Annotated in this window: 13 protein-coding genes and 1 pseudogene; 7 read left to right on the forward strand and 7 right to left on the reverse strand. The window is 52.1% G+C overall.

Going from position 1 to position 12,428, the window contains the following annotated elements:
• The first annotated feature begins 2 nt into the window (after positions 1 to 2).
• The 5 genes from ribD to pgpA all read left to right on the forward strand — a co-directional run bounded on the left by ribD (position 3) and on the right by pgpA (position 3,655).
• The gene (gene ribD / locus ACUU1M_RS05500) at positions 3 to 1,106 is read left to right on the forward strand and encodes a bifunctional diaminohydroxyphosphoribosylaminopyrimidine deaminase/5-amino-6-(5-phosphoribosylamino)uracil reductase RibD (protein WP_001150447.1); all 1,104 of its coding nucleotides are present in this window, start codon (positions 3 to 5) and stop codon (positions 1,104 to 1,106) included.
• Positions 1,107 to 1,194: 88 nt separating this feature from the next.
• Positions 1,195 to 1,665, forward strand: coding sequence for a 6,7-dimethyl-8-ribityllumazine synthase (gene ribH / locus ACUU1M_RS05505; RefSeq protein WP_001021161.1), 471 nt, complete (start codon positions 1,195 to 1,197; stop codon positions 1,663 to 1,665).
• 19 nt (positions 1,666 to 1,684) lie between these two features.
• On the forward strand, positions 1,685 to 2,104 hold the full coding sequence (gene nusB, locus ACUU1M_RS05510) for a transcription antitermination factor NusB (protein WP_000801125.1): 420 nt from the start codon (positions 1,685 to 1,687) through the stop codon (positions 2,102 to 2,104).
• 77 nt (positions 2,105 to 2,181) lie between these two features.
• Positions 2,182 to 3,159 (forward strand): thiamine-phosphate kinase, encoded by a 978-nt coding sequence (gene thiL / locus ACUU1M_RS05515; protein ID WP_000742107.1) that lies wholly within the window; start codon positions 2,182 to 2,184, stop codon positions 3,157 to 3,159.
• Entirely contained in the window at positions 3,137 to 3,655 is a 519-nt protein-coding gene (pgpA, locus tag ACUU1M_RS05520; protein WP_000154046.1) for a phosphatidylglycerophosphatase A, read from the forward strand. Before thiL ends, pgpA begins: the two co-directional genes overlap by 23 nt.
• A gap of 53 nt (positions 3,656 to 3,708) precedes the next feature.
• On the opposite strand, the gene yajO is transcribed toward pgpA, so the two are convergent.
• From yajO to xseB, 4 genes are read right to left on the reverse strand one after another with little or no spacing between them, the layout of a single operon-like run.
• Positions 3,709 to 4,683 carry a 1-deoxyxylulose-5-phosphate synthase YajO gene (yajO, locus tag ACUU1M_RS05525; protein ID WP_001199829.1) on the reverse strand — a complete coding sequence of 325 codons (975 nt, stop codon included), beginning with the start codon at positions 4,681 to 4,683 and terminating at the stop codon, positions 3,709 to 3,711.
• Positions 4,684 to 4,737: 54 nt separating this feature from the next.
• Positions 4,738 to 6,600: a 1-deoxy-D-xylulose-5-phosphate synthase gene (gene dxs / locus ACUU1M_RS05530; protein ID WP_000006824.1), complete on the reverse strand. Its 1,863-nt coding sequence runs from the start codon at positions 6,598 to 6,600 to the stop codon at positions 4,738 to 4,740.
• Between the two features lie 24 nt (positions 6,601 to 6,624).
• Positions 6,625 to 7,524 carry a (2E,6E)-farnesyl diphosphate synthase gene (gene ispA / locus ACUU1M_RS05535; RefSeq protein ID WP_000347235.1) on the reverse strand — a complete coding sequence of 300 codons (900 nt, stop codon included), beginning with the start codon at positions 7,522 to 7,524 and terminating at the stop codon, positions 6,625 to 6,627.
• Complete coding sequence (gene xseB, locus ACUU1M_RS05540; RefSeq protein WP_001124935.1) at positions 7,524 to 7,766, reverse strand: exodeoxyribonuclease VII small subunit; 243 nt, start codon at positions 7,764 to 7,766, stop codon at positions 7,524 to 7,526. Before xseB ends, ispA begins: the two co-directional genes overlap by 1 nt.
• 205 nt (positions 7,767 to 7,971) lie before the next feature.
• On the opposite strand from xseB, the gene thiI reads away from it, so the two are divergent.
• A complete protein-coding gene (gene thiI, locus ACUU1M_RS05545; protein WP_000668704.1) occupies positions 7,972 to 9,420 on the forward strand; it encodes a tRNA uracil 4-sulfurtransferase ThiI in 1,449 nt (482 codons plus the stop codon).
• Between the two features lie 53 nt (positions 9,421 to 9,473).
• Here the strand turns inward: thiI and yajL are convergent, their stop codons facing one another.
• Positions 9,474 to 10,064: a protein deglycase YajL gene (gene yajL / locus ACUU1M_RS05550; RefSeq protein WP_001276324.1), complete on the reverse strand. Its 591-nt coding sequence runs from the start codon at positions 10,062 to 10,064 to the stop codon at positions 9,474 to 9,476.
• A complete protein-coding gene (gene panE / locus ACUU1M_RS05555) occupies positions 10,027 to 10,938 on the reverse strand; it encodes a 2-dehydropantoate 2-reductase (RefSeq protein ID WP_000705857.1) in 912 nt (303 codons plus the stop codon). The genes yajL and panE overlap by 38 nt, the downstream gene beginning before the upstream one ends.
• Positions 10,939 to 11,105: 167 nt before the next feature.
• Between panE and yajQ the strand changes: the two genes are divergently transcribed.
• Positions 11,106 to 11,597, forward strand: coding sequence for a nucleotide binding protein YajQ (yajQ, locus tag ACUU1M_RS05560; protein WP_001138904.1), 492 nt, complete (start codon positions 11,106 to 11,108; stop codon positions 11,595 to 11,597).
• 59 nt (positions 11,598 to 11,656) lie between these two features.
• Here the strand turns inward: yajQ and ACUU1M_RS05565 are convergent.
• Positions 11,657 to 12,428 (reverse strand): annotated as a pseudogene (locus ACUU1M_RS05565) (tetratricopeptide repeat protein); the annotation flags it as partial.

Consider the following 12,428-nt stretch of genomic DNA (forward strand, 5'->3'; position numbering starts at 1 on the left):
CCGTGCAGGACGAGTATTACATGGCGCGGGCGCTAAAGCTGGCGCAACGAGGACGTTTTACCACCCACCCCAACCCGAATGTCGGGTGCGTCATTGTCAAAGATGGCGAAATTGTCGGTGAAGGTTACCACCAACGAGCGGGTGAACCACATGCCGAAGTACACGCGTTGCGTATGGCGGGTGAAAAAGCCAAAGGCGCAACGGCGTATGTGACACTCGAACCCTGTAGCCATCATGGCCGTACGCCACCGTGCTGTGACGCACTCATCGCCGCTGGCGTAGCGCGCGTGGTCGCAGCGATGCAAGATCCTAACCCGCAGGTCGCTGGGCGTGGACTTTACCGTCTGCAACAGGCTGGCATTGACGTCAGCCACGGGCTGATGATGAGTGAAGCCGAGCAATTGAATAAAGGCTTTCTCAAGCGGATGCGCACCGGCTTTCCTTATATTCAGTTAAAACTTGGCGCATCGCTTGATGGCCGCACGGCGATGGCGAGCGGCGAAAGCCAGTGGATCACTTCGCCTCAGGCGCGGCGCGACGTACAACGACAGCGCGCACAAAGTCATGCCATTTTAACCAGCAGCGCCACGGTGCTGGCGGATGATCCAGCCTTAACAGTGCGTTGGTCTGAACTGGATGAACAAACTCAGGCGCTCTACCCGCAACAAAATCTCCGCCAGCCAGTACGTATTGTGATTGATAGCCAAAATCGCGTGACGCCGGAACATCGCATTGTGCAGCAGCCCGGCGAAAGCTGGTTCGCGCGTACGCAGGAAGATTCTCGTGAGTGGCCGGAAACGGTGCGTACCTTGCTGATTCCAGAGCATAAAGGTCATCTGGATCTGGTTGTACTGATGATGCAACTGGGTAAACAGCAGATTAACAGCATCTGGGTGGAAGCGGGGCCAACGCTCGCTGGCGTATTGCTACAGGCGGGTTTAGTCGATGAGCTGATTGTCTATATCGCACCTAAACTATTAGGCAGCGACGCCCGTGGATTATGCTCGCTGCCAGGGCTTGAGAAATTAGCCGACGCCCCCCAATTTAAATTCAAAGAGATACGTCATGTAGGCCCGGATGTTTGCCTGCATTTAGTGGGTGCATGATCTCCCGGCTCGAAAGGGAAGCAGCGCACGAAATATTATGCTAAAATCCGCCCCCCTGCGGGGCCATACTCGAACCCGAAGGAAGAAAATGAACATTATTGAAGCTAACGTTGCTACCCCGGACGCTCGCGTCGCCATCACCATCGCGCGTTTCAACAACTTTATCAATGACAGCCTGCTGGAAGGTGCAATTGACGCACTGAAACGTATCGGTCAGGTAAAAGATGAAAACATTACCGTTGTTTGGGTGCCTGGTGCCTATGAGCTGCCGCTGGCGGCGGGTGCACTGGCTAAAACTGGTAAATACGACGCGGTGATTGCGCTGGGTACGGTTATTCGTGGTGGCACTGCCCACTTTGAATATGTCGCTGGTGGTGCAAGCAACGGCCTGGCGCATGTTGCCCAGGACAGCGAAATTCCGGTTGCTTTTGGGGTTCTGACCACTGAAAGCATTGAACAAGCGATCGAACGTGCTGGCACCAAAGCTGGCAACAAAGGTGCAGAAGCTGCACTGACCGCGCTTGAAATGATTAATGTATTGAAAGCCATCAAGGCCTGAAATTAGTAAGGGGAAATCCGTGAAACCTGCTGCTCGTCGCCGCGCTCGTGAGTGTGCCGTCCAGGCGCTCTACTCTTGGCAGTTGTCCCAGAACGACATCGCTGATGTTGAATACCAGTTCCTGGCTGAACAGGATGTAAAAGACGTTGACGTCCTGTACTTCCGTGAGCTGCTGGCTGGGGTGGCGACTAACACCGCATACCTCGACGGACTGATGAAGCCCTACCTGTCCCGCCTGCTGGAAGAACTGGGCCAGGTAGAAAAAGCAGTACTGCGCATTGCGCTGTACGAACTGTCTAAACGTAGTGATGTGCCATACAAAGTGGCCATTAACGAAGCGATCGAACTGGCGAAATCGTTCGGCGCAGAAGACAGCCATAAGTTCGTCAACGGCGTACTCGATAAAGCAGCACCTGTGATTCGCCCTAACAAAAAGTAATATCCAGGCCGGTAGATTCACGGAAGACTGTTCCATGATCGCCGGCCTTTTCTTTTTTACCTGCTGAGGCATAACGTATGGCATGTGGCGAGTTCTCCCTGATTGCCCGTTATTTTGACCGTGTAAGAAGTTCTCGTCTTGATGTCGAACTGGGCATCGGCGACGATTGCGCTCTTCTCAATATCCCCGAGAAACAGACCCTGGCGATCAGCACTGATACGCTGGTGGCGGGCAACCATTTCCTCCCTGATATCGATCCTGCTGATCTGGCTTATAAAGCACTGGCGGTGAACCTAAGCGATCTGGCAGCGATGGGGGCCGATCCGGCCTGGCTGACGCTGGCATTAACCTTACCGGACGTAGACGAAGCGTGGCTTGAGTCCTTCAGCGACAGTTTGTTTGATCTTCTCAATTATTACGATATGCAACTCATTGGCGGCGATACCACGCGTGGGCCATTATCAATGACGTTGGGTATCCACGGCTTTGTTCCGATGGGACGAGCCTTAACGCGCTCTGGGGCGAAACCGGGTGACTGGATCTATGTGACCGGTACACCGGGCGATAGCGCCGCCGGGCTGGCGATTTTGCAAAACCGTTTGCAGGTTGCCGATGCTAAAGATGCTGACTACTTGATCAAACGTCATCTCCGTCCATCGCCGCGTATTTTACAGGGGCAGGCACTGCGCGATCTGGCAAATTCAGCTATCGATCTCTCTGACGGTCTGATTTCCGATCTTGGGCATATCGTGAAAGCCAGCGACTGCGGCGCACGTATTGACCTAGCATTGCTGCCGTTTTCTGATGCGCTTTCTCGCCATGTTGAACCGGAACAGGCGCTGCGCTGGGCGCTCTCTGGCGGTGAAGATTACGAGTTGTGTTTCACGGTGCCGGAACTGAACCGTGGCGCGCTGGATGTTGCTCTCGGACACCTTGGCGTACCGTTTACCTGTATCGGGCAAATGACCGCCGATATCGAAGGGCTTTGTTTTATTCGTGACGGCGAACCTGTCACGTTTGACTGGAAAGGATATGACCATTTTGCCACGCCATAAAGATGTCGCGAAAAGTCGCCTGAAGATGAGTAATCCGTGGCATCTGCTTGCTGTCGGATTCGGAAGTGGATTAAGCCCAATCGTTCCTGGCACGATGGGATCGCTGGCGGCGATCCCTTTCTGGTATCTGATGACCTTTTTACCCTGGCAGCTCTACTCGCTGGTGGTGATGTTGGGGATCTGTATCGGCGTCTATCTTTGTCATCAAACGGCGAAAGATATGGGCGTGCACGATCACGGCAGCATTGTCTGGGACGAATTTATTGGTATGTGGATCACGCTCATGGCGCTGCCGACCAATGACTGGCAGTGGGTTGCCGCCGGGTTTGTGATTTTCCGTATTCTGGATATGTGGAAGCCGTGGCCGATCCGCTGGTTTGATCGCAATGTACATGGCGGCATGGGGATCATGATCGACGATATTGTCGCCGGGGTGATTTCCGCAGGCATCCTGTACTTTATCAGTCATCACTGGCCGCTGGGTATTCTGTCGTAGTTGTGCACCGATGCCTGATGTGACGCTTGTCACGTCTCATCAGGCCTGGACTCTTATTTAAATCCTACGACCGCATGCGGTTTATACGGCGTTTCCAGCTCGGCAATCTGTTCTGGCTTCAAAGTGATATCCACCGCGTTCAGCAGCTCATCAAGCTGTTCTTCCCGCGAAGTTCCGATAATCGGTGCGGCAATGCCCGGTTTACTTAACAACCAGGCCAGCGCAACTTGTGCTCGTGTTGCACCGAGTTCTTCACTGACGCCCGTTAACCGCTCTGCGATCTGCGCGTCATTTTCATCGCTTTCTTTATAGAGATTTTTCCCCACCTCATCAGACACCAGTCGTGCGGTAGTTTCTCCCCATGGACGCGTCAGTCGCCCCCGCGCCAGCGGGCTCCACGGAATCACCGCCACGCCCTCCTGATAACACAGAGGCAGCATCTCGCGCTCTTCTTCGCGATAAATCAGATTATAGTGATCCTGCATACTGACAAACTGCGCCCAGCAGTGCTGTTTTTGTAGTTCCAGCGCCTGAGCAAACTGCGAAGCGTGCATGGATGACGCGCCGATATAACGCGCTTTCCCGGCTTTTACCACGTCGTTCAGGGCTTCCAGCGTCTCTTCGATCGGCGTGTTGTAATCCCAGCGATGAATTTGCAGGATATCGACATAATCCATGCCGAGACGTCGCAGGCTGTCGTTGATAGAGCGCAAAATTTGTGCACGGGATAATCCTTCCGGTAAATCACCAACGCGATGGAACACTTTGGTGGCAACGACTACGTCTTCACGACGGGCGAAATCCCGCAGTGCGCGACCAACGATCTCTTCGCTGCTACCATCGGAATAGCTATTGGCGGTATCAAAGAAATTTATGCCACCTTCCAGCGCGCGTTTAATTATGGGACGGCTGCTCTCTTCCGGCAGTGTCCATGCGTGATTACCGCGATCTGGCTCGCCAAAGGTCATACAGCCGAGGCAAAGTCGGGAAACGCGAAGGTCGGTTTTTCCTAAGGGGTTGTATTGCATGCTGCCACTCCTGCCATGAATAATTTCTTAAGCATAGCAGGAGTGGAGTAGGGATTATGCCAGCCAGGCCTTGATTTTGGCTTCCATACCGGCGGCATCGAGGCCGAGTTCGGCGCGCATTTCTTCCTGAGTTCCTTGCGGAATAAAGAAGTCCGGCAGGCCAATGTTCAGCACGGGTACTGGTTTACGATGGGCCATCAGCACTTCGTTCACTCCGCTACCTGCGCCGCCCATAATGGCGTTTTCTTCTACGGTGACCAGCGCTTCATGGCTGGCGGCCATTTCCAGAATTAACGCTTCATCAAGAGGTTTCACAAAACGCATATCGACCAGCGTAGCGTTCAGCGATTCGGCGACTTTGGCCGCTTCTGGCATCAGCGTACCAAAGTTAAGGATCACCAGTTTCTCGCCACGACGCTTCACAATGCCTTTGCCAATTGGTAGTTTTTCCAGCGGCGTCAGTTCCACGCCAACCGCGTTGCCGCGCGGGTAGCGCACCGCGGACGGGCCATCGTTATAGTGATAGCCGGTATAGAGCATCTGGCGACATTCGTTTTCATCGCTCGGGGTCATAATGACCATTTCTGGTATGCAGCGCAGGTAAGAGAGATCAAAAGCGCCCTGGTGAGTTTGACCGTCAGCACCAACAATGCCCGCGCGGTCAATGGCGAACAGGACCGGTAGCTTTTGAATTGCCACGTCATGCAGCACCTGATCATAGGCGCGTTGCAGGAAGGTGGAGTAGATCGCGACAATGGGTTTGTATCCACCAATCGCCAGACCGGCGGCAAAGGTCACTGCGTGTTGCTCGGCAATAGCCACGTCGAAGTAACGATCCGGGAATTTACGTGAAAACTCGACCATGCCGGAACCTTCACGCATCGCCGGAGTAATCGCCATCAGCTTGTTGTCTTTCGCTGCCGTTTCGCACAACCAGTCGCCAAAGATTTTTGAATAGCTCGGCAAACCGCCGCTACTTTTCGGCAAACAACCGCTGGAGGGATCAAATTTAGGCACGGCGTGGAAAGTGATCGGGTCTTTTTCTGCCGGTTCATAACCACGACCTTTTTTGGTCATGATATGCAGGAACTGCGGGCCTTTCAGGTCGCGCATGTTCTTTAGCGTGGTGATAAGCCCCAGCACATCGTGACCGTCCACCGGGCCGATGTAGTTAAATCCCAGCTCTTCAAACAACGTGCCAGGCACCACCATGCCTTTAATATGTTCTTCGGTACGTTTGAGCAGCTCTTTAATGGGCGGCACGCCAGAGAAAACTTTTTTCCCGCCTTCGCGCAGTGAAGAGTAAAGCTTACCGGAAAGCAGCTGAGCCAGATGGTTGTTAAGCGCGCCAACATTTTCGGAAATCGACATTTCATTGTCGTTGAGGACCACCAGCATATCAGGACGAATATCGCCCGCGTGATTCATCGCTTCAAACGCCATGCCAGCGGTAATCGCGCCGTCGCCAATCACACAGACGGTGCGGCGATTTTTGCCTTCTTTCTCGGCAGCAACCGCAATACCAATTCCGGCACTGATGGAGGTTGATGAATGCCCGACGCTTAATACGTCATATTCGCTTTCGCCGCGCCACGGGAACGGGTGCAGACCGCCTTTCTGACGGATGGTGCCGATTTTGTCGCGGCGTCCGGTCAAAATTTTATGCGGATAAGCCTGATGTCCCACATCCCAAATCAATTGGTCAAATGGGGTGTTGTAGACATAGTGCAGCGCCACGGTCAGTTCGACCGTGCCCAGCCCGGAGGCGAAGTGCCCGCTGGAACGGCTCACGCTGTCGAGTAAATAGCGGCGCAGTTCGTCGCAGAGTTTCGGTAAACTCTCTTTCGGCAACAGTCGTAACTCCTGGGTGGAGTCGACCAGTGCCAGGGTCGGGTATTTGGCAATATCAAAACTCATCAGGGGCCTATTAATACTTATTGTTTATTTATTACGCTGGATGATGTAGTCCGCTAGCGCTTCCAGTGCCGAGGTATCGAGTGACTGTTCAGCCAGTTGTTTCAGCGACTGACGGGCATCGTCGATCAGATCCCGGGCTTTCTTCCGGGCTTGCTCAAGACCCAGAAGTGCAGGGTAGGTACTTTTACCAAGTTGCTGGTCGGCACCCTGGCGTTTTCCCAACGTTGCAGTATCTCCTACCACATCCAGGATGTCATCCTGAACTTGGAAGGCAAGGCCGATGCTCTCTGCGTACTTGTCGAGTACTGGCAGAGCACGACGCCCTTTATCTCCGGCGCTTAATGCACCAAGGCGAACGGCGGCGCGAATCAATGCGCCGGTTTTATGACGATGAATACGCTCAAGCGCGTCCAGAGGTACGTGTTTGCCTTCCGCGTCTAAATCTAATGCCTGACCACCGCACATTCCGGCAATACCGCTGGCGCTCGCCAGTTCAGAAATCATCGAAATTCTGTCGCGATCCGACACTTCCGGCATATTGGCATCGCTTAGAATCGAGAACGCCAGCGTTTGTAAAGCGTCGCCAGCGAGAATCGCGTTTGCTTCGCCAAACTTCACATGGCAGGTCGGCAAACCGCGACGCAGATCGTCATCATCCATCGCCGGTAAATCATCATGAATTAATGAGTAAGCGTGGATACACTCTACGGCAGCAGCGGGTGCGTCCAGCGTGTTTGTGCTAACGCCAAACATATGACCGGTGGCATAAACCAGGAAAGGTCGCAGGCGCTTACCACCTAATAATGCGCCATACTGCATGGTTTCGACCACGGGAGTGTTCTGAAAGGGCAGTGGGGCGATAAAACGGCTCAGCGCCTGGTTGGCCTGCTTAACGCAGGCTTCGAGTTGCTGCGGAAAGTCCATTACTCATTGTCCGGTGTAAAAGGGGTTAGAGAGGCGTCTTCATTGTCAGACAGCAGAATTTGTACGCGCTGTTCGGCTTGTTGTAATTTGGCCTGCCCCTGACGTGCCAGCTGCACGCCGCGTTCGAACTCGTTCAGCGCCTCTTCCAGCGGCAGGTCGCCACTTTCCAGACGGGTTACAATCTGTTCCAGCTCGCTCAGCGCCTTTTCAAAGCTGGCGGGCGCCTCATTTTTCTTCGGCATAATGAATGTCTGACTCTCAATATTTTTCGCCCCGTCATGGTAACGGACTCAGGGCAAATAGCAAATAACGCGCAATGGTAAGGTGATGTGCGCAGCAAAGTGATGTTAGTGGTATACTTCCGCGCCTGGATGCAGCCGCAGGTGTGGGCTGCTGTATTTTTCCCTATACAAGTCGCTTAAGGCTTGCCAACGAACCATTGCCGCCATGAAGTTTATCATTAAATTGTTCCCGGAAATCACCATCAAAAGCCAATCTGTGCGCTTGCGCTTTATAAAAATCCTTACCGGGAACATTCGTAACGTTTTAAAGCACTATGATGAGACGCTCGCTGTCGTCCGCCACTGGGATAACATCGAAGTTCGCGCGAAAGATGAAAACCAGCGTCTGACTATTCGCGACGCCCTGACCCGTATTCCGGGTATCCACCATATTCTCGAAGTCGAAGACGTGCCGTTTACCGACATGCACGATATTTTTGAGAAAGCGTTGGTTCAGTATCGCGATCAGCTGGAAGGCAAAACCTTCTGCGTACGCGTGAAGCGCCGTGGCAAACATGATTTTAGCTCGATTGATGTGGAACGTTACGTCGGCGGCGGTTTAAATCAGCATATTGAATCCGCGCGCGTGAAGCTGACTAACCCGGATGTAACTGTTCATCTGGAAGTGGAAGACGATCGCCTCCTGCTGATTAAAGGTCGCTACGAAGGTATTGGTGGTTTCCCGATTGGCACCCAGGAAGATGTGCTGTCGCTCATTTCCGGTGGTTTCGACTCCGGTGTTTCCAGTTATATGTTGATGCGTCGCGGCTGCCGCGTGCATTACTGCTTCTTTAACCTCGGCGGCGCAGCGCATGAAATTGGCGTGCGTCAGGTGGCGCATTATCTGTGGAACCGCTTTGGCAGCTCCCACCGCGTGCGTTTTGTCGCCATTAATTTCGAACCGGTCGTCGGGGAAATTCTCGAGAAAATCGACGACGGTCAGATGGGCGTTATCCTCAAACGTATGATGGTGCGTGCCGCATCTAAAGTGGCTGAACGTTACGGCGTACAGGCGCTGGTCACCGGCGAAGCGCTCGGCCAGGTGTCCAGTCAGACGCTGACCAACCTGCGCCTGATTGATAACGTCTCTGACACGCTGATCCTGCGTCCGCTGATTTCTTACGACAAAGAGCACATCATCAACCTGGCTCGCCAGATTGGCACCGAAGACTTTGCTCGCACGATGCCGGAATATTGTGGCGTGATCTCCAAAAGCCCGACGGTGAAAGCGGTTAAATCGAAGATTGAAGCGGAAGAAGAGAAGTTCGACTTCAGTATTCTCGATAAAGTGGTTGAGGAAGCGAATAACGTTGATATCCGCGAAATCGCCCAGCAGACCGAGCAGGAAGTGGTGGAAGTGGAAACCGTCAACGGCTTCGGCCCGAACGACGTGATTCTCGATATCCGTTCTGTCGATGAACAGGAAGATAAGCCACTGAAAGTCGAAGGGATTGATGTGGTTTCTCTGCCGTTCTATAAACTGAGCACCAAATTTGGCGATCTCGACCAGAACAAAACCTGGCTGCTGTGGTGTGAGCGCGGGGTGATGAGCCGTCTGCAGGCGCTCTATCTGCGCGAGCAAGGCTTTAACAATGTGAAGGTATATCGCCCGTAATTTGTAGTTTTTACGTCGCATCTGGTCGGATGCGACGTTTGCCGCATCCGACACTACTCGTAATAATTATAAATCCCTGCCGCCATCTCCAGTTGTGATGCCACTTCATGGGCTTTCTCGCGCCCAACCAGCAGGTCGATAATTTTCAGACCAAAGTCGATAGCTGTACCCGGCCCCTGGCTGGTCAGCAATTTTACCCGTGCATCCCAGACGACGCGCTTGTCCTGCCATTGTTCAGCGGGAATTTTGTCTTTCAGCGTCGGGAAGCCGGTCATATTGCCAATCGGAAAGATATCGTGCGGCACCAGCACGGTGGCTGGCGCGGCGCAAATAGCCGCGACGATACGCCCGGAACGGTGGAACTGTTTAACGGTTTCAACCAGCAGAGTGCTATCGCGAAAACACTCCGTGCCTTTAATGCCACCAGGCAGCACGATCACGTCATATTCGCCATCAGCCACTTCGACCAGCGGCGCATCCGCCAGCAGCTTCACGCCGCGCGAGCAGGTAATTGCCAGGTTGCCATCGCTGTCGACGCTGGCAGTGGTGACTTTGATACCGCCGCGAACCAAGAGGTCGATCGTGGTGACGGCTTCAGTCTCTTCACTACCAGGGGCGAGGCAAACCAGTGCCGATGCGCTCATATTCACTCTCCTTTCCTTTTACCATTTCAAACAGGCGGGTGTTTTCCGGTACGGCAATCCCATGCGCGCGGGCGCGGCGTAAGAGAAAACCATTGATATAGTCGATTTCGGTGTGGCGCAGCGCGCGGATATCCTGCAACATCGACGAGATATTTTCCGCTGTGGCATCAATCACCTGCATCACGTAATCACGCAAATCTTCCGCTGAAGTATGATGCCCTTCGCGTTCGATCACTGCCGCGACTTCTTCGCATATTTGCATAATTTCTTGCGGATGATGACGTAATTCACCGTTCGGGCAATTCCAGATGGCAGTCAGTGGATTAATCACGCAGTTGACGGCCAGCTTGCGCCACAGCTCGGCGCGAATATTGTTATGCCAGGCAACGTCTGGCAACACGGTTTGCAAAATATCCGCCAGATAACTGTAATCGCCATCCTGTTGCCGTGCCGGACCGATATGCGTGATTCCGTTTGCCACATGAATAATGACATTGCCGTCGCGGCGGGCGGCATGGATGGTGGTGCCCATCAGTAATGGCTGCTGAATGTTTTGCAATTCTTCGATGGTGCCCATGCCGTTGTGAATTAACAGTATTGGCGTAGTTACAGGCAGTGTGGATGCGAGGCTTTTGACGGCATCGGAAACCTGCCATGCTTTCAGCGTCACCAGGAGCAGATCGCTGGTGGCGAGAAAATCGGGATCGTTGGCGGTCAGCGATTCGTTAAATATCGAACCATCTGTCTCAACCAGATTCACACTACAATAAGGTTGCGGTACGCGCAGCCAGCCCTGAACTTCATGACCCTGTTTACAAAGTGCTGTAAGCCATAATTGCCCTAAGGCACCGCATCCCAATACGGTAATTTTCATTGTTCCTCCTCACCCGCAACCACTCCGGGTGTTCAATAAGGCTATCCCTTAATTGTGCATGCTGTTGCGACTATGCACAATTAAGGGATACGTCCTGGTGCAGGACTGTTGGTTATTTAACTTTGCAGGTATTATGCTTCGCATCAAAAATGAAGGGAGAGGAAAAGATGCCATCTTTCGATATTGTCTCTGAAGTTGATCTTCAGGAAGCACGTAACGCGGTCGATAACGCGAGTCGCGAAGTGGAGTCCCGTTTTGACTTCCGTAACGTTGAAGCCTCATTTGAGCTGAACGACGCCAGCAAAACCATCAAAGTGTTGAGCGAGTCCGACTTCCAGGTCAATCAGTTGCTGGATATTCTGCGTGCCAAGCTGCTGAAGCGCGGCATTGAAGGCAGTTCACTGGATGTACCGGAAAATATCGTTCATAGCGGTAAAACCTGGTTTGTGGAAGCGAAACTGAAACAGGGCATTGAGAGCGCCACTCAGAAAAAAATCGTCAAGATGATCAAAGACAGCAAACTGAAAGTGCAGGCGCAAATTCAGGGCGATGAGATCCGCGTGACTGGCAAATCTCGTGATGATTTGCAGGCTGTCATGGCGATGGTGCGCGGTGGCGATCTCGGTCAGCCGTTCCAGTTCAAAAACTTCCGCGATTAACTTTCTGGATATAGCTACTGATTGTCAGGGCCACCGTGGTGGCCCTTTTGACCATGCATTTATTGAGTTGCAGAGGCGCTTCCTGATGCCCGGTCATAAAGCGACTGAATTAAAACTTGTTGCTCTGGCTCAGGTTTAATTTCCAACTTATGGTAGATTTTGCCAATCTGATAAAGTTGCTCATTACCCACGCTATCTATTTTTGTTATTGCTGGTTGTGTTGTTAATTTATTAAGCGTAAAGGTAATGTGTGCCATGCATTCTGCATTTTTTTGCATACAAATATTCTCCAACAATATCAGATTATGCATACCCAACATTTCCTCTTTTATCAATAATTCCCTGGCATTGTTCCATTCTTTGGCATTTATAAAATATTGAATCATATGATCTGTATTGAAGGCAGGGACATGCTGATGGAACACTCGGTTTGCGCTGGCAGTATCATTACCAAAACTATATAATTCGGCAAGTGATGAAAATAGTCCTCTCATTTCACTTTCAGAATGTGATTTTTGCTCTTTTATATAAAATTCTTCAGCGAAAGATGCGAGATGTTGAGCATATTTGGTTAGACCCACTTCACTAAATTTTTCACCAGTATTACTTATTATTATATCCCAGTCTTCTAATGGTTGATTACTGATCTCTTTAAGAAGAGTCGTGAAATATTTGTCCATTAGCTCATTGTCATGATGACGATACAGGATTTTTAATGCGCTGACTTTGTCTTCATAACAATACTGACTATCATAACAAGCGTATTCTGGTGCTGTCATCAGAAACGCCAGACGTTTTCTCATCAATTCCACCTCATTTAATGAATTTAAT

This window comes from Shigella sp. SIG6 (assembly GCF_053555815.1).